Annotated in this window: 17 protein-coding genes; 11 read left to right on the forward strand and 6 right to left on the reverse strand. The window is 68.4% G+C overall.

Annotation, left to right across the window (positions count from 1 at the left end; translation table 11 throughout):
• Positions 1–78: 78 nt before the first annotated feature.
• Positions 79–597 carry a GreA/GreB family elongation factor gene (locus MEBOL_RS18180; protein ID WP_095978630.1) on the reverse strand — a complete coding sequence of 173 codons (519 nt, stop codon included), beginning with the start codon at positions 595–597 and terminating at the stop codon, positions 79–81.
• A 63-nt stretch (positions 598–660) separates the two neighbouring features.
• On the opposite strand from MEBOL_RS18180, the gene MEBOL_RS18185 reads away from it, so the two are divergent.
• A complete protein-coding gene (locus MEBOL_RS18185; RefSeq protein ID WP_095978631.1) occupies positions 661–942 on the forward strand; it encodes a rhodanese-like domain-containing protein in 282 nt (93 codons plus the stop codon).
• Between the two features lie 4 nt (positions 943–946).
• Here the strand turns inward: MEBOL_RS18185 and MEBOL_RS18190 are convergent, their stop codons facing one another.
• Both MEBOL_RS18190 and MEBOL_RS18195 read right to left on the reverse strand, forming a co-directional pair.
• Positions 947–1,894: an alpha/beta fold hydrolase gene (locus MEBOL_RS18190; protein WP_095978632.1), complete on the reverse strand. Its 948-nt coding sequence runs from the start codon at positions 1,892–1,894 to the stop codon at positions 947–949.
• 111 nt (positions 1,895–2,005) lie between these two features.
• Entirely contained in the window at positions 2,006–2,812 is an 807-nt protein-coding gene (locus MEBOL_RS18195) for a prolipoprotein diacylglyceryl transferase (RefSeq protein WP_095978633.1), read from the reverse strand.
• Between the two features lie 375 nt (positions 2,813–3,187).
• On the opposite strand from MEBOL_RS18195, the gene popC reads away from it, so the two are divergent.
• Together popC and MEBOL_RS18205 are read left to right on the forward strand one after the other, a co-directional pair.
• The gene (gene popC, locus MEBOL_RS18200; protein WP_095978634.1) at positions 3,188–4,606 is read left to right on the forward strand and encodes a subtilisin-like protease PopC; all 1,419 of its coding nucleotides are present in this window, start codon (positions 3,188–3,190) and stop codon (positions 4,604–4,606) included.
• 58 nt (positions 4,607–4,664) lie between these two features.
• A complete protein-coding gene (locus MEBOL_RS18205; protein WP_245919869.1) occupies positions 4,665–5,066 on the forward strand; it encodes a hypothetical protein in 402 nt (133 codons plus the stop codon).
• Between the two features lie 423 nt (positions 5,067–5,489).
• Here the strand turns inward: MEBOL_RS18205 and MEBOL_RS18210 are convergent, their stop codons facing one another.
• Positions 5,490–6,236, reverse strand: a complete 747-nt coding sequence (locus MEBOL_RS18210) for an SDR family oxidoreductase (protein WP_095978635.1) — start codon at positions 6,234–6,236, stop codon at positions 5,490–5,492.
• A gap of 113 nt (positions 6,237–6,349) precedes the next feature.
• Here MEBOL_RS18210 and MEBOL_RS18215 point away from each other — a divergent pair, with 113 nt between their 5' ends.
• The 6 genes from MEBOL_RS18215 to MEBOL_RS18240 are packed head-to-tail and all read left to right on the forward strand — an operon-like array spanning position 6,350 to position 13,056.
• Entirely contained in the window at positions 6,350–7,033 is a 684-nt protein-coding gene (locus MEBOL_RS18215) for a TetR/AcrR family transcriptional regulator (RefSeq protein WP_095978636.1), read from the forward strand.
• 1 nt (position 7,034) lies between these two features.
• Complete coding sequence (locus MEBOL_RS18220; protein ID WP_095978637.1) at positions 7,035–8,030, forward strand: 3-oxoacyl-ACP synthase III family protein; 996 nt, start codon at positions 7,035–7,037, stop codon at positions 8,028–8,030.
• 34 nt (positions 8,031–8,064) lie between these two features.
• Positions 8,065–9,630: an acyl-CoA synthetase gene (locus tag MEBOL_RS18225; protein ID WP_095978638.1), complete on the forward strand. Its 1,566-nt coding sequence runs from the start codon at positions 8,065–8,067 to the stop codon at positions 9,628–9,630.
• 35 nt (positions 9,631–9,665) lie between these two features.
• Positions 9,666–10,301, forward strand: a complete 636-nt coding sequence (locus MEBOL_RS18230) for a hypothetical protein (RefSeq protein ID WP_095978639.1) — start codon at positions 9,666–9,668, stop codon at positions 10,299–10,301.
• Between the two features lie 56 nt (positions 10,302–10,357).
• Entirely contained in the window at positions 10,358–12,016 is a 1,659-nt protein-coding gene (locus tag MEBOL_RS18235; protein WP_095978640.1) for a hypothetical protein, read from the forward strand.
• 2 nt (positions 12,017–12,018) lie between these two features.
• Positions 12,019–13,056: an alpha/beta fold hydrolase gene (locus MEBOL_RS18240; RefSeq protein WP_095978641.1), complete on the forward strand. Its 1,038-nt coding sequence runs from the start codon at positions 12,019–12,021 to the stop codon at positions 13,054–13,056.
• A 51-nt stretch (positions 13,057–13,107) separates the two neighbouring features.
• On the opposite strand, the gene MEBOL_RS18245 is transcribed toward MEBOL_RS18240, so the two are convergent.
• Entirely contained in the window at positions 13,108–14,139 is a 1,032-nt protein-coding gene (locus tag MEBOL_RS18245) for a lipase family protein (protein WP_095978642.1), read from the reverse strand.
• A gap of 410 nt (positions 14,140–14,549) precedes the next feature.
• Between MEBOL_RS18245 and MEBOL_RS41250 the strand changes: the two genes are divergently transcribed.
• The gene (locus tag MEBOL_RS41250) at positions 14,550–14,723 is read left to right on the forward strand and encodes a hypothetical protein (protein WP_157775149.1); all 174 of its coding nucleotides are present in this window, start codon (positions 14,550–14,552) and stop codon (positions 14,721–14,723) included.
• Between the two features lie 539 nt (positions 14,724–15,262).
• Positions 15,263–15,907, forward strand: a complete 645-nt coding sequence (locus MEBOL_RS18250) for a hypothetical protein (protein WP_157775152.1) — start codon at positions 15,263–15,265, stop codon at positions 15,905–15,907.
• On the opposite strand, the gene alr is transcribed toward MEBOL_RS18250, so the two are convergent.
• On the reverse strand, positions 15,908–17,116 hold the full coding sequence (gene alr / locus MEBOL_RS18255; RefSeq protein ID WP_095978644.1) for an alanine racemase: 1,209 nt from the start codon (positions 17,114–17,116) through the stop codon (positions 15,908–15,910). It abuts the gene before it with no gap.
• Positions 17,117–17,240 lie beyond the last annotated feature (124 nt).

Genomic DNA, 17,240 nt, shown 5'->3' on the forward strand with positions numbered 1-17,240 from the left:
CGGGGGGCGGCGAGCCGAGCGCCTGCCCATCGCCCCCGAGCCTGAGCGGAGTCCGGGGACGCCCGCAAGGCGGGTGTTTCAGGCGATCTCGAGGACCGTCCACTCCCGCACTTCCCCGGCGAGCGTCACCTCGATGGTGTCGCCTGCCCGACGTCCCATGAGCGCGCGGCCCACGGGGGAGGAGGGGGTGATGACGGAGAGGAAGCCATCGCCGCCGGGGCCCGTCAGCTCGGTACCGGCGCCCACGGGCAAGAGGAAGAAGGTGCGCTCGGCGAAGCCCTCCTCGTCCTCGGTGGACATGTCGATGATGGCGCCCAGGGCCACGGGCCCCTTGGGATTCTGGCGAGGCAGGCCCGCCTGCTGCAACTCGGCGAGCGCCTGCAACTCCTCGTGGACGCGGCGGGCGCGCTGGGCCTGGCCGGTGGCGAGGCTGCCGTATTCGATGGCGGCGCGGCCGTCTTCCTTCTTCTCGGACTCGGTGGCGAGAGAACGGGCGGCCTCTCGCGCGTCGGCCTCGGCGCGGTGGGCGAGCCGGTCACTCTGGTGGAGCCGGTCGACGAGTTGGGTGAGCAACGAATTCTTGTCCAGCGGTGGCATACGCGGGACAGGACTGTAGCGGCCTGACGTTCGGGCTCCAGTTTCCGGCTAAAGTCCGGTGCCATGACGCCGAAAGAGCTGTCGCAGAAGGCCCGCGAGCTGGTGGGCGAGGGTTGGGTGCTGCTGGACGTGCGCACCCCCGAGGAGTTCCGTCAGGGCCACCCGGAGCCCGCGCGCAACATCCCGGTGCAGGAGTTGCCCCAGCGCCTCGCGGAGGTGGGCCCGCCGGGCACGCGGGTGGTGGTGTACTGCCAGGCCGGGGGCCGCAGCGCGGCGGCGGCGCAGATTCTCCGCGCCAACGGTTACCCGGAGCTCTTCGACTTGAAGTCGGTGAACAACTGGTAGGCGGCTAGGGCAGGGCGCAGGGGCCCTGGAGGAAGGCGACCACGTCGTTCACGAAGCGCTGGGGCAGCTCCACATGAGGGGCGTGCCCGGTGTCGGCGTAGAGGGCGAGGCGGGCGTTGGGCAGGGCGTGGGCGAGTGCGCGCTGCTCGCCCACGGAGAAGATGCCATCCCGGTCTCCGCCCACGACGAGCACGGGGGCCTGGATGCGCCAGAGCTGCGAGGCGTGGTTCTCCGCCGCCAGGCCCGCGAGCGCGGCCTTCCAGACGCGCGCGGGCACCTTGAGGCTCTCGGAGACGGCGGTGTCGAGGAAGGCGGGGGGAATGGGGCGGTAGAAGGTACTGGCCTGGAAGTCGCGCACGAATGCCGGATCGATGGGATCCTGGAGCGTGTCCACGGTGGCCTTCAGCTCCCGGATGACGGCGTTGTTGGCGGTGGGCGCCGAGCCGACGAGCACGAGCCCCCGGACGCGCTGGGGGGACTCGAGCGCGACCTGTTGGGCGATGAAGCTGCCCATGGAGTGGCCGACGAGCACCGCCTGGGACACGCCCCGGCTGTTGAGGAAGGCGACGACGTCCGCGGCGAGGTTCGACTGGGAATAGCAGCACGTGGGCCGGGAGGAGTCTCCATGGCCGCGCAGGTCGAGCGCGTAGACGTGGTACCGGCTCGGCAGCAGCGCGGAGTCCAGGTCGAAGGAGTGGAACGAGTCGGTGTAGCCGTGCAGCAGCACGAGCACCGGCCCGTCCTGACGGCCCTGCTCCACGTAGTGCATGCGCACGCCCGTGGTGAGCTGGACGAAGCCCTCTCGCCATCCCGTGCCGCCGCCCCCGGTCTCCCGCAGGGCTTCTTCGAGCACCGCGGCGTCGGAGCCGGCGGACGGGAGCGCCGTTTCATCGGCGCCTCCACACGCACCGAGCAGGGTCGCGGCGAGCAGCCAACACAGATGAGCTTTCATGAGAGTCCCCCTCCAGAGGATTCACCCGGCGTGAAGCATGCGGGCGAACGAGGGATAGCCTACAAGAATGCTCCGACCCCCCGCGCTAGGACGGAGGGTGCGTCAGCCGATCTACCGCGCCTGGGGTTGGACGTTTCCAGGCGCACCGGATTCGGTCCGGGGCCCGCGGGCGGTCGCCTTCCAGGTGGCGAGTCCGTAGAGCCCGAAGGCCACGAGCCCGATGCACCCGTACTGGGCGGGAGTCAGGCCGAGGTAGCGGGCATCGACATAGGAGAGGTCGGTGGCGCGCAGCGAGTCGAAGAAGAAGCGGCCGAAGGCATAGAGGAGGGACAGGAGGGGCAGGAGCTTGCCGCGCATGGCGTCGGTGTTGCGCAGCGCCCACAGCAGGCCCGTCAGGGCGAAGAGGAAGACGGCGTCATACAAGCCCAGGTCGTGCCGGGCCCCGCCGGGGAAGTTCACGGCGAGGAAGAAGTCGGTGCGCACACCGGGGTGGTCATGCACGGCGAAGCAGCCGAGCCGGGCCACGGCCCATCCGGGGGCCACGGCCAGGGCGAAGGCATCCGCGTAGTCGCGGAAGCGCAGCTTCTTCACCCGGAAGAAGACGACGGCGGCGAGGATGCCGCCCAGCAGGCCTCCGAAGGAGGACAGGCCGTCCCACACCTTCAGGATTTGGAAGGGGCTCTTGGAGAGCTCCTCGGGGTGATAGGCGAAGAGATGGAGCAGGTGCCCCACGACGATGCCCACGCCCACGCCCCAGGGGGCGTAGTCCTGCAGCGCGTTGGAGTCGAGTTGCCGCCGCTCGGCCTGGGTGGCGAGCAGCCGGGCCGCCAGGAAGATGCCGAGCGCCACGAAGATGCCGAACGGCTCGATGGTGAAGGGGCCGAGCTTGAGGGGAGGAACGTGCAGATAGGGAATCAAGGGGGTCTCCGGCGGGCGGACGGCATGTCGCCATAATCCGCCTTGGCGCCGAGGTGGCGAACAATGATGTAGGGGAACGGCTTCCCGGACGATTCACACCGGCGGACCGGCGTTTCAGGGCTGTCCCGATTCGTATTACGCTTCGGGTTGAGAATGTTTTCCAGTTTCGAACGTTGGTGGGTCATTCCCGTGGAACATCGGGATATTCCCCGGCGTCCACATCGGGGACGGCGGGGGGATGTCAGGGGGAAACGGTCTAGTCGCGCTTAAGAGTCCCTCTTTCTGGCCTCTGGGCGCGGCTGGCGCCCTTCCCGCTGTCTGACGCGCCCAGCCGGTGCGGTCGTGGTTTTTCCGTCGTCAAGGAGCAGAGCCACCATGAAGTCCTATCTCCTGGTTCCGAAGGAGTCGATCGAGACCCATGCCAAGCCGGGCGTGCGGGGCACGGAGCAGGGAGAGCGCGTGTTGCAGCGCAGCACCGCCCTTCAATTCATGATCAGCGGGCGGGCACCGGACATGCTGCGGAGCCTCGGGCTGAACTCCGCCACGCTGCCCGGACGCCTGCCCGAGGTGAACGGCCCCGTCGTGGCGCGCGGCAAGCGCAAGTCGGCGGCGAAGCGGGGCCTCAAGAACGAGGTCCAGGTCGCCGCCAGCGAGGGCCCGGTGATGGAACTGCCCACGGCCGCGGAAGTGGGCACCTACCGCCACATGCCACTCATCGGCGCCACCATGGCGCACTTCGTCTCGGAGCAGGCCGAGCGCATCGCCCGGGCGGAGCTGGGCAAGGACTTCGAGTTCATCCCGGACACGGTGCACCTCACCTTCCCGGGTCCGGTGGCCGCGGGGCAGATTGGCCCGCGCAACCGCGGCCTGTCCTCGCTCGTCAACCGCGAGTGGCCCGAGGAGAGCGGCATCGCCGCCGCCCATGCCCAGGGCATCAAGGGCGCCGGGGTGATGCTCGGCATCCTGGACACCGGCGTGGACGCGGACCACCCCGAGCACCAGGACCGCGTCATCCAGTTCCGCTACGTGTCGCTCTTTCCCAACTCACCGCAGAACCCCGCGCGGGACGTGCGCGGCTTCGATCCGGATGGCCACGGCACCCACGTGGCGGGCATCGCCGCGGGCACCTTCCACGGGGTCGCCCCGGAGGTGGACCTCTACGTCGCCTCGGTCATCGAGTCGGAGACCATCCGCACCAGCCTTGGCCGGGTGGCCGCCGGCATGGAGTGGCTGCTGCACCAGTTCTCCCGCCCGGAGAACGCCATGCGCCCCGCCGTGGTGAACCTGTCCCTGGGCTTCCCCGTCCAGGCGCCGCCGGGTGTCAGTGACATGGAGTATCGTCTCAACATCCGCGCCCTGCAGACGCTGGTGCGCCGCCTGGTGGACTCCAACGTCCTGCCCGTGGTGGCGGCCGGCAATGGAGGCGCTGGCACGGCTGGCTACCCAGCGGCCTTCCCAGAGGCCCTGTCCGTGGGGGCGGTCGACTTCGCGCGTCGCGTGGCCAGTTTCTCCGCCAGCGGCGTGGTGAACCAACGCCCGGTCCCCGATGTGATGGGTTATGGCGTGAACGTTTACTCGAGCACAGAACGACGGTGTAACAACCAGGCGTTCTATGAACGAATGAGCGGAACGAGCATGGCCGCCCCTTACGTCGCCGGACTGGCCGCGCTATATCGCTGCCGGTCCCCTGACTTGACGGCACTTGAAGTCAGGGATTTGATTCTCGACAATGTCCTGAAACTGCCGCGGACCGCCGAAGGACGAGCGGGCCGGGGTCTGGCGGTTTATAGGTAGGGATGGCGGCTACCAGGGCCGGCGGCGGATGAGCGCCGGGCCTGGGGGAGGAAGTCGGATGACCAGGAAGACGACAGCCACGTTGCCGCGCCGGAGTTCCGGTCGCTTTCCACGCATTTCCGCCGTGTCCCCGCTGCCGGGGGCCCGGCTGGAGATGAATCAGGATTGGATCGAGGTCCTGGTCATGGAGCGCGAGGACGCCGAAGCACCCTGGCAGCCCTCCGTGCAGAGGGATCGCTCCGCCGTCCAGCGCACCGCCCTGGAACAGGGCAAGCGCTTCCACGACTCGGTGCTGAGCTATTTACACGCGCACCAGTTGATGGGCTCGGTCCGTTGGGTAAGCGAGCCGGGCTCCGTGCCCATGGTGACGCTCGTATGTACGCCCCGTGTCCTGGAGCAGCTCCAGCGCTCGAACGTGTTCGATGCCGGCCGGACCGCGGGCCTCGAGATGTATACCTGAGTCAGCCCCCCTGATGATTGGACATCCGAGCGGGACTCTGGGTTCCCTCGTTGAGTCGGGATTGCCTCTCCCCATGGGAGCCGGTGTTTCCTGGGTTCAGGCTCTCCTGCCAAGCCTGACCTTCCGAGCGTCCCATCTATTCCCGACTGGAAATGATTTACTCACCTGACTGCCCGGCCGCAACCCCCCTGAACGTGTGTGCGGCTTGCGGTTGTGCGGAGACGTCCCAACTTGCACCCCTTTGTCTTCGCATGGGACTCGCGTCCATGCGCTTGCCTGCTCTCCGGGTAGAGCGGCGGGCGTGAAGCCGCCGCTCGGCGGGAAGTCCGCCCGGTCCGCGGGTCGATGCTTCCTGCTTTCCCTGTAACGAACGAAGGGGGCGAAAAGATCTGACGCCCCGCCATCCGGCACTTCAGGGCGAGGCTACATGCTCAAGCCGCCGTCCACGTCGATGGTGCGGCCGTTGAAGTAGTCGCACTCGAGGACGAACTTCACCGCGAGCCAGATGTCCTCGGGCAGGCCGATGCGGCCCACGGGGATGTTGGCCACCAGCGCGTCACGCGCCTTCTGGTTCATGCCCTGGGTCATGGGCGTCTCGATCATGCCCGGCGCCACGGCGCCCACGCGGATGCCGAACGGGGCGAACTCGCGCGACCAGGTGAGCGTGTTCGCCGCGAGCGAGGCCTTGGCGGACACGTAGTTGCTCTGCCCGCGGTTGCCGTGCCGGGCGATGGAACTCATGTTGACGATGACTCCGGGCCTGTTTCCCGCCTGCGCCATCTTCGCCACCACCTCGCGCACCATGAGCGTGGCGCCCGTGAGGTTCACCCCGATGACGGCGTTCCAGTCCGCGGTGGACAGCTTCTTCACCTCGCCCGTGGCCCGATCCTTCTTCACCAGCAGGCCGTCGCGCAGGATGCCCGCGTTGTTGATGAGGCCGTTGAGGCCCCCCATGGCCTCGTGGGCCCACGCCACGAACGCCGCGCAGTCATCCTCGCTGGCCACGTCCAGGCGGCGGCGGTGGATGGCGGCCGGCAGCGCCGCGAGCCGCTCCTCGTTCACGTCACCCACGGCCACCTGGGCTCCCGCCTCGTGCAGCCTCGTGGCGAAGTGCGCGCCCATTCCCTGGGCTCCGCCCGTGACGATGACCTTCAAATCCTTGAGTTGCATGGTGCTGGCGCTCCTTGGCGGCTGACGCAATGCGTTGCATGTCTGGGTGCGTCAGCGTTTGGAATGATGGCTTTTGACAATACAGCGAGGGGGATGTTACGCAAGGTTGAAAGATGAATCGGTCTTCAACTCCGCCCGCCCCCCGTGTCGTGCCATTGACCCCCCGAGGGCAGCGCACGCGCGGCAAGCTCCTGCGCGCGGCGGAGACGCTCTTCGGGGAGAAGGGCTACGAGCACGCCTCCATCGCGGATATTACCCGCGAGGCCGAGGTGGCGTTGGGGACTTTCTATGTCTACTTCCCCGACAAGCAATCCATCTTCGTGGAAGTGGTGGATGACCTGGGGGCGCGGCTGCGCCGGCTCATCGCGGAGGCGGTGGCGGGGTGCGAGGATCGCATGGCGGTGGAGCGGGAGGGATTGCGCACCTTCTTCCAGTTCGCCAGCCAGCAGCGTCACCTCTACCGCATCGTCCGGCAGGCCGAGTTCGTGGACGAGGCGTGCTACCGCCGCTACTACGACCGCTTCGCCCGGGGCTACGTGTCGGGCCTCAAGCGGGCCATGGACGCGGGCGAGGTGAATCGCCTGGATCCGGAAGCGCTCGCCTACTGCCTCATGGGCATGGGGGACTTCCTGGGCATGCGGTGGGTGCTGTGGGAGAGCGACGCGGGCCTGGAGCACGTGCTGGACACCGCGATGGCCTTCATCCGCCATGGCCTGGACGCGCGTCCGGCCGAGGCCCCCACCGGCAACAAGAAGAAGGGGTCGCGCACGCCGCGCGGCTCACGGAGCAAGACCTGAGATGCGATACGCCAACATCCTGGCCACCGGCCGCTATGTCCCCGAGAAGGTCCTCACCAACGCCGACGTGGAGCGCATCCTCGGCGAGCCCGTGGACGCCTGGCTCCAGCAGAACGTGGGCATCCGGCAGCGCCACGTCATGGCCGAGCACGAGGTGACGTCCGACCTGTGCGTGAACGCGGCCCGGCAGGCCATGGAGCGCGCGGGCGTGAAGCCGGGCGAGTTGGATCTCATCGTCGTGGCCACGGACACGCCGGACTACCTGAGCCCCGCCACGGCCTCGGTGGTGCAGGCGAAGCTGGGCGCGGCCAACGCGGGGACGTACGACCTCAACTGCGCGTGCGCGGGCTGGGTGACGGCACTGGACGTGGCGAGCAAGACGATCGCCGCGGACGACAGCTACCGGCGCGTCCTGGTGGTGGGCGCCTACGGGATGACCCGCTACGTGAACTGGAAGGACAAGAAGACCTGCACGCTCTTCGCGGACGGCGCGGGCGCGGTGGTGCTCGGCGCGGGGGACACGCCCGGCTTCCTCGGCGCGAAGCTGCTCGCGGCGGGCGAGTACCATGACGCGCTGGGTGTCTACACCGGTGGCACCTGGCGGCCCGCCACGGCGGAGACGGTGGCGCTCACCGGCGGCAAGCCCGCGGTGCAGTTCGTGCGCAAGTTCCCCGCGACCTTCAACACGGATCGCTGGCCCCAGCTCCTCAAGCAACTGCTCGAGCGCGCGAAGCTGACCATGAACGACGTGGACCAGTTCATCCTCACCCAGCTCAACCTGCGCACCATCGAGGCCACCATGCAGGTCCTCGAGCAGCCCCTGTCCAAGACGCACTGGACGATGGACAAGTGGGGCTACACGGGCTCGGCGTGCATCCCCATGACGCTGGATGACGCGGTGGTCCAGGGGAAGATCAAGAAGGGCGACCTCATCGCCCTGTGTGCCAGCGGCGGGGGGCTCGCCATGGCCTCGGCGCTCTACCGCTGGACGGCCTGAGCCGCCACACGAGTCGAAGGAGGGGACACACACCATGTTCATCGGTGATTGGATGGGCCGGGGGGCCATGTACTGGCCCGAGCAGACCGCGGTGGTGGACGTCGCCCGGGGAGACGCGGGCCGCTACACCTACCGGACGATGAACGCGCGCGCCGAGGCGCTCGCGGGTTGGTTGCGGGACGTGGCGGGCGTGCGCCGGGGAGACCGGGTGGGGCTCGTGGCCCACAACGGCGTGGAGTACCTGGATGCCTTCTTCGCCTGCGGCAAGCTGGGGGCGCTCTTCGTGCCCTTCAACTGGCGCCTGCACGCGCAGGAGCTGACGGAGCTGGTGCGGGACACCGGTCCGCGCGTGCTGCTCTTCAGCGACGAGTTCAGCAACGGCATCGCGGCGGTGCACCGGCAGGTGGGCGACGCGTTGCGGCTCGTGCACCTGGAGGGCGAGGGGCTGCCGGGCAGCCATCCCTATGCCGAGGCGCTCGCGCACCGCTCCACCACGAAGGTGACGAACGAGGAGGTGCGCGAGGAGGACATCCTCTGCCTGCTCTTCACCGGTGGCACCACGGGCCGCTCCAAGGGCGCGTGCATCAGCTACCGGATGGTGGCGTGGAACACGCTCAACACGCTCGTGCACGAGCTGCGGCCGGGTGACATCACCGTGACGCACACGCCCATGTTCCACACGGGCGGATTGCTCGTGTACACGCTGCCCCTGCTCACCGTGGGCGGCACGGTGGTGCTCATGCGCCGCTGGGACGCGGACGAGATGCTGCGGCTGGTGGAGAAGGAGAAGGTGACGTTCTTCTTCGCCGTGCCCACGCAATACCAGCAGATGTACGACGCGCCCCGCTTCCGCTCGGCGGACCTGTCCAGCGTGCGCTTCGTGACGAGCGGCGGGGCGCCCCTGCCGGTGCCGCTGCTCCAGGCGTGGCAGGCCGTGCACCGGGTGCCCTTCAAGCAGGGCTTCGGCATGACGGAGTTCGGCCCCGGCATCTTCAGCATGGGCCCCGAGTTCGCCGTGTCCAAGGCGGGCTCCATCGGCCGGCCCAACTACTTCGTCGACGCGCGGCTCGTGGACGATGACGGCCGGGAAGTGTCCGAGGGCGGGACGGGCGAGCTCGTGCTCAAGGCGCCCTCCATGTGCTCGGGCTACTTCGAGAACGCGGAGGCCACCGCCGAGGCCATCGACGCCCAGGGGTGGTTTCACACCGGGGATCTGGCGCGTCGCGACGCGGACGGCTTCTACTTCATCGTCGGTCGCAAGAAGGACATGTTCATCTCCGGAGGCGAGAACGTGTACCCGCTGGAGCTGGAGTCCGCGCTGCACGAGCACCCCGCCGTGCAGGCGTGCGCGGTGGTGGGCGTGCCCGACGCGAAGTGGGGCGAGGTGGGGCGGGCCTTCGTGGTGCTCAAGCCGGGTGCCCAGGCCACCCCCGAGGCCCTGCTGGAGCACCTGCGTGGCCGGGTGGCCCGCTACAAGGTGCCCAAGCGCGTGGACTGCGTGGGCTCCCTGCCCGTGTCGGCGGCGGGGAAGATCCTCAAGCGCGAGTTGCGCGAGCGGGCGCTCGCGGAAGAAGGCCCGAGCGGCGGCGCGAAGGCCTGAAGCCAGACATCGAATTCACCCAGAGGAGTCGTCCCATGAAGAAGCAACTGTTGTCCGCGGTGGTGCTGTGCGCGTTGGGGCTGGTGGGCTGTGGTGTGGAGGACCCGCCGACGACGCCGACTCCGACCAACCCGAACGATGGGCCCAAGTACAACACCCAGGCGAAGATCAACGCGGCCCTGGCGGGCAAGACGCTGGTGATGACGGGCGCGGACATCCCCAGCTTCCCCAATGGCTACGACGAGGACATCAACTACGGGCAGGCCACCCAGTGCTACCAGTCCGTCACCATGACGGTGGAGGGCGAGCAGCTCTACAAGGTCACCAGCGTGCTGGGCACGCTGCTCAACGCGCCCAAGGTGGGCGACAAGGGCGAGTGCGACCATGACGCCGTCCTGACCCAGCTCGAGTTCACCTCCACCGCCGTGCTCCTCGAGAACGTGAAGGCGGACGGGAGCTGCTTCGACGTGACGTACACCTTCCCGGGTGGCGTCGTGCAGGAAGGCCGTGGCCAGGTGAGCCAGGATGGCAAGACGCTCAAGCTGGAGCTGTTCTTCGTGAACCAGGCCACGGGCCACCGCTGCGCCGACGGCGCGGTGGGCGCGAGCACGGTCATCCTCAAGGGCGCGCCGTTCACCGGCAACGCCGTCCAGACCTACACCATCCAGTAGAAACCCGAGGCGCCTCGCCTGGCGCGTGACCCTCCCTTCCCGGAGACGAGACGGATATGACGTGGCGGTTTTCCGAGACAGACAGACGGCTGCGAGGGGGCGCGCTGGCGCTGACCCTGGGCCTCGCGGGGCTTGCCTCTCCCGCGTGGGCCCAGGCGGGTCCGCCGCTGCCCGGCGCCTACGCCGGGTGGTATGACACCAAGGATCGCGCGGAGGACGCCGAGCCTCGCGAGTTCACGCTCATCAACTACTTCTTCACCCGGGCCACCGCCACCAACCTCATCGCGGACCCCGCAGGCCTCAAGGGCGTGGCGCTGGGCCCTATCGGCGTTGGCGCGGGCAGCGCGGTGCGCGCGACGCCGGGCCGCTCGGCGTTCTTCGTGGAGCAGCGCTGGATTCCCGTCATCGAATACAGCCCGAACTTCATGGACGGCCTCGCGAGCTTCCGCGCCCAACTGGAGGTGGACTACCTCTGGGGCCGCTCGGCCAATGCCTTGCAGCAGAACGAGGGCGGCGGCTTCAACGCGGACCAGGTCAACATCCAGACGAAGAACGTCAACGTCGCCCTGTACCCCACGCGCAAGCCGAGCGAGCTCGCGCTCATCGTGGGCACGCAGCCCGTCTATGACGCGTATTTCGATCCGACGCGCACCCCGCTCAACGACCTCATCCGCACCGGCTACAAGCTGACCTTCCTGGGCAGCGACGCCACGGGCGTGTCCGCGTTCAGCAGCTACAAGGGCCACGCCCGGTTGAGCCTGCTCCCGCTGGGCAGCGCGCAGGCGGACAAGGCGCTGCTGGATGATCCCCGCCTCAAGTACGCCCTGCTGGGCATGGCCGACTACGCCTGGTCCGTGGCGCCCGGGACGAACGTGGGCGTGTCGGCGTGGTACCTGCGCGACGACACCAAGGGCGATGCCTACGCCTTCGAGGGTCTGGTCAAGAGTGGCCCCTCCTCCACGGGCCTGCCATTCTTCGTGGGCACCTCGCGCTTCAACATCGACCGCCCCACGGGCTGGGTGGGCTGGCTGGGCGCCAACTTCCACCACAACATCGACTTCCGCACCGGCCGGCTCGGCGCCTCCGGCTTCGTCATGTACAACGGCGGCCGCTTCACGAGCACCAAGGAGGACACGGTGCTCAACCGCGCGGTGGACATCAGCGGCCTGTCAGCCAACCTGGAGCTGCTCTACAACTACGGGCGCACGTCGAATGACCTGCTGACGCTCGAGGGCATGTTCTCCACGGGCGACAAGGATCTCAACGACGGCCGCTACACCAGTGCCTTCACGCTCAACCAGTACGGCCTGCCCGGCGCGGTGTGGTTCAACCACAAGATGATGCTGTTGTTCCCCTTCACCAGCACGGCCAACAACTACACGGGCGCGGTGACGGACATCTCCAACCAGGGCTTCGGTCTCCAGGCCCTGCTCGCCACCGGGGCGTATGATCTCATCCCCAACAAGCTCCACCTCCGGGTGGGCGCGGGGTACGCCCAGAGCTCCGTCACGCCTCCGGAAGTCAGCCCGGGCGTGGCGCGAGGCCGCGTCATCGGCACCGAGGTCAACGCCGAGCTGCGCTACACCATCCGCTACCTCATGACCGTGGGCCTGCACGCGGGCTACATGTTCCGGGGCAGCTTCTACAACGGCAACACGTTCGTCACCGCCAACCCCTGGGCCGGCTTCACCACCTTCACCTGGTACGCCTTCTGACCATGAAGACTCCCATTGCATGGGCACTGCTCGCCCTGGCGGGCCTCTCCTCCGGATGCGTGACCTCGTACGCGGCGCGCCCGGCCCTGTCCTTCCAGGACTTCGACTACTCCTCCACCGAGGGCAAGCCCTGGCCCCTGGGACGCATGGCCCTGCCGGAGACGGCCGCCACCCACGCCCTCCAGCGCGTGCCCGAGGTGGCCTACGTCGAGCTCAACCCCGAGGGCGCCCAGACGGTCGTCTTCATCCATGGGTTGGGCTCGTACCTGAAGTTCTGGCGCTACCAACTGGATGCCTTCGCCGCCCGGGGCTATCGCGTCCTCGCCTTGGATCTGCCGGGCTATGGCAAGTCCGACAAGCCCGCCTCCTTCCCCTACACCATGGAGGCCATGGCGGATGTGGTGCACGAGTTCTCCCAGAAGCTGGGCGCCTCCCAGCCCATCCTCGTGGGCCACTCCATGGGCGGCCAGACGGCGCTCTCCTACGCTCTGCGCTACCCCCAGGATTTGAAGGCGCTCGTGCTCACCTCTCCCGCGGGCTTCGAGCACTTCAGCGTCCGGGAGAAGGCCTGGTTCAAGCGCGCCTTCAGCACCTCGCTCATCAAGAGCGCGTCCGAGTCCTCCATCTGGGGCAGTGTGCGGCAGGCCAACTTCGAGCGCTGGCGGCCGGAGCTCGATTGGCTCATCGAGGAGCGCGTGCGCGTGGCCAAGAGCCCCGAGTTCGACTCCTACGCCTACGCCAACGTGCGCACGGTGAATGGCCTCGCCCACAACGACTTCGTGCGCGACAGCCTGACGCAGGTGGCCGTGCCCACCCTCATCATCTACGGCGAGGATGACCGCCTCATCCCCAACGCCTTCCTTCACGGCGGCTGGGCGCGCGATGTCATGCGCTATGGCCACGAGCGGATTTCCGGCTCGAAGCTGGTGGGACTCGCGGGTTGCGGCCACATCGTGCAGATGGACTGCCCCCAGGAGTACAACCCCCAGGTGTTCGGCTTCCTCGACGGGCTCGGGGCCTCCTCTCCTCCGGCGCCCTGAAGAAGACAGACACCGGAGCGGGGGGAAGTGCTCCGGTGTCCGTCCTGGGCGTCAGGGAATGGTGTGGTTCTTCACCATGCTCCACTGCACGGCCCCGGTGAGGTCCTTGGAGTTGAAGTGTCCGTAGGGCGTGGACGAGTACCGCTTCTCTCCCGTCTGTCCCGGGATTTGAGAGGTGTAGCTCCCATAGACGACGCCCCCGTAGCCGACGATCTCGTCCACGGTGGACCAGATGCTGTAGCGGTAGGCGCCCTCGAAGCCCTTCTGGGCGAGCAGATCATCCAGGTAGGCGGAGCGGCCGCTGACGCCGAACGCGGTCAGGTAGCCCGGGTAGAGGCCATTGGTGTTGCCACACGTATAGGTGGTGGTGCCCGTCTGGTAGCACGAGGTCAGCCCGAGGTTGGCGCCCGCGATGCCCACGAAGGTGTCCACCGAGGACGTCAGGGGCGCGCCGATGTAGTACTGGCCCCCCTCCAGCGCGTCCGTGGCGTAGCCGCCGAGGATGGCCTTGCGTGCGAGCGTCACGCCCATGGAGTGCGCGATGATGTCCACCTTGGCGGCGCCCGTATAGGCCTTCACCGCCTCGATGAACTTGCGCACCTTCATCACGTTCGTCTTCGAGTGGTACTGGTAGGCCGACATCGCCGCGCTCGCCGGGCCCCAGGTCGTGGCGTACAGCTCGCTCGTTTTGTAGCCCTTGGACAGGAAGTACTCGATGGAGGCATTCCAGCCCGACTGGCCCGCACTGCCCGTACCAATGGCCTTGTCCGAGTTGCCGTGGATGAAGATGACGGGCTGGTTCACCACCGTGTCCGAGGCGCTGGCCTTGCCTCCGTAGCTGCCGCCGGACAGATCCGCGCGCACCAGGTTGTACGCGGGCTCGTAGCCGTTGGCCTTCAACCAATCATTGAAGTGCGAGGTGACACCCGCCGTGGACACCGCCGCCTGCTCGGTGGTGGCCGTGGCCTGGGGCATCGTGGCGGACGGAGACGCCTCGGGGGCGTCCTGCTCCGGTCCGCAACCACTCACGAGCGAGCCCAACACCAGCGCACCCATCCATGAGAGGGAATGACGCAGCCGCATGGTTCTTCTCCTGATCTTCTTTGGGGGGAGCGGCGTTCGGGGACGCGCGCCGCGAGCCAGATTGTAACAGCGTTCAGGTTCTGGTGTCTGGCGATCGAGGCTCGCCATGGGACGAATCCTTGACGCATGAGGATGACTCCTCGCGTCAAGGTTTGGAGGGATGAATCACTTGGAGTGCAGGTTCCCTGTCCTCTGGGGCGAGTTGGTGGGTACACGGTTGCCAACTTTGGGCCTCCCCCGGGGTAGGCCTATCGTTTAGGTTGGGTGACACATCAGGTCAGAGCGCGTGGGCATGACTCCTCGCGTCGTGGGTGGGGGCTGACCGTGTCCAGTGTTCCCTCGGATGATCCGCCTGCCTGTCGCCGTGCGATGTGCGGTTGTTTCTGCTTGTCGTGAACCCGGAGGACACCATGAAAACGAACGTGAAGATGCATTGGCGGCGTTGGATGTTGATCCTTGGCGCGGCGGCTGCCCTGGGCAGTGGCGCGGCCTATGCCATGCGCAAGGAGTGCTGGCAGTGCTCTCCGTGCGGTTGTGGCTCGGATGGAGGCCATCTGCTGTGCTGTGACGTCTCCGCCTGCTGAGCGGTGGGAAGGGCGCGCTCCTGGCGCGCGGGGGAGGGGACTCCATGCGGAGAGACACGGCCCCACGTCGGGGTGACGACATGCGTGCGGGACGAGCGGCGCTCGCCTGCGCGGGCTCGGGTCTGCTCGTGCTCCTGTGGGGCGCGGCTCTCCCGCTCCTCGAGGACTGGGAGGCGCCAGCATCGGCTCCTCCCGAGGCGCTCGCCCCAGAGCCCCGTCTCCGGAGCGCGTCCCTCGGCGGTTGGACGGGAACGCCCCGGTTCGTTCCCGTCGCCGCGGTCGCCCTCGCGAGGGTGCCTGACTTCTTCGGAGGGGCTGAGTCCGCGCCGCCCTCCCCCGAGTCTCGCTCCGATCCACTCCCCGTTGGGGTGGAACTCCCCCTGTCATCGCGGGAAACAGCGCCGGATGGGCTTCCCGTGTCGGGGATGCGCTGCACGCGCGAGGGGCAGGGCTTTTCGTGCGGGAGTTGCCGGACGGATGGAGATTGTCCCTCGGGTCAGGGATGCGTCGCGAATCACGAGACGCGCCGCTTCGAGTGCATGGCTTCCGAGTGCGAGGTCGACACCCACTGTTTTCCCGGCGCCGTGTGCCGCGCGGTGACCACGGGCGCCACCGGCGCCGTCGTGCGCCGCTGTGCTCCCGAGGGACTGCGCGCCGAGGGCGAGCCTTGTGATGTGTTGCCCCTGTCTCCCACGGGGTCCTGCCGCGAGGGCCTGCGGTGCGTGAACCAGGTGTGCACCACGCCGTGCTCGCTCGAGGGCCATACGCGCTGCGAGGAGGGATTCGTCTGTACCGAGGGGTTGGATGGTTCCGGGTGCTTCCCCGACTGCCAGCGGCGCGGATGTCCGGAGGGACAACACTGCGGGCGCGTCCGGGACGGGGATTTTCAATGTCTCGCGGACGCGCGAGGCGACTGTCAGGACACGCCGTGCCCCGAGGGCGAGCGGTGCAACCTGCGCATGTCCCGGGGACGGGCCACGTTCTGGTGTGCCCGGATCTGCAATCCCGTCCTGGCGGACACCTGCTCGGCGGGCGAGGTCTGCGGCATGGGCAGCGCCACGGTCAGCACCTGCTTCCAACAGTGCGACCCGATGGCGCCGGATGCCTGTCAGCCGGGGTGGACCTGCGCCACCGTCACCGAGGACATGTCCGTGTTTGGTTGTACGCCGGCGCTGGCGCCGTGATCAGGGGACGACGACGCGCCGCAGGTGGGCGCCGAGCCGGGTCACCAACTCGTAGTGGATGGTCTGGGCCCAGGTGGCCAGCGCCTCGGCGTGCAGGTGTTCATCGCCCTCCTGGCCGAGCAGCGTCGCCGTCAGGGGCCGCTCGTCCCGCGTGGCGTGAGTCACGTCCACGATGATGTGATTCATCATCACCCGGCCCAGCACCGGACAGCGCCGCCCGTTCACCAGCACGTGCGCCTTGCCCGACAGGAGCCGGGGGTAGCCGTCGAAGTAGCCCACGGGCAGCACCGCCACGCGCGTGGCGTCCGCGCACCGGTAGGTGCAGCCGTAGCCGATGTAGCTGCCCGCGGGCAGCCACTTCACGATTTGACTCGGACAGCGCCAGGAGAGCACCGGCTTCAACTCGGGCACCCGGCCGAGCACCAGCCGCGCCGACAGCCGCGTCTCCACCGAGGGCCAAAGGCCATACAGTGAAATACCCACCCGCTGCGCGTCATAGCGCGCCCGGGGCAGCACCAGCGTCGCCGCGCTGGCGGCCATGTGCCGTTGCAGGGGCTCCTGGACCGGCACGCTCGCGCGCAGCGCGCTCAGTCCGGCCTCGAACACGTCGAGCTGGGACTCGGCGTATTGCTGCTCCGTCACGTCCTCGGTGTTGGCGAAGTGGCTCAGCACGCCCACGACCTGGAGCACGTCCGTCGCGTCGCGCAGGAAGTCGAGCTCCCCGTGGGAGATCTGCCCGGGGGTGAAGCCCTCGCGGCCCAGGCCCGTGTCCACATGCACGTGCACCCGGAGGGGGCGGGCGGGTTTCGCCCGGCGCAGCTCCGTCACGATGTCCCGCCAGGAGCCATCGCCCAACACCGCTTCTATCCCCTCATGGGCGAGGGCCACCGCTTCCTCGGCGTCCATGGCGCCGATGACGAGCACCTGCCGGGAGGGCAGGCCTCTCGCCCGCTCGAGTGTCCGCACCGTCAGCGCGTCGCCCGGGGTGATGAAGTACAGGACGTCCACCAGGGGGTGGACGAGCGGCAGCACCTGAGCGAGGCCATGGCCGTAGGCGTTGCCCTTGAGCACGGCGCCGAGGGCCCGGGGTCCCCCCGTCTCGGTGGACAGAGCGCGCAGCGTGGCCACGTTCGTGGCGAGCGCTCCCGCCGACAGCTCCAGCCACGACGCCACTTTCCCCCCGGTTGCTCCCACGATTCCCTCGTGCATCTTCCGCCTGTCCTTCCTTCGCGCGTGTGCCGACGCGCCCTCGCGTTGTGCTCCAGATGGCGGTGCATTGCACGCGCCATGCGCGGGGCTTCCCTGCTCGCCTGGCACCTGGACGGAGTGCGGC

The sequence above is a fragment of the Melittangium boletus DSM 14713 genome (assembly GCF_002305855.1).
Classification (GTDB): Bacteria; Myxococcota; Myxococcia; order Myxococcales; family Myxococcaceae; genus Cystobacter; species Cystobacter boletus.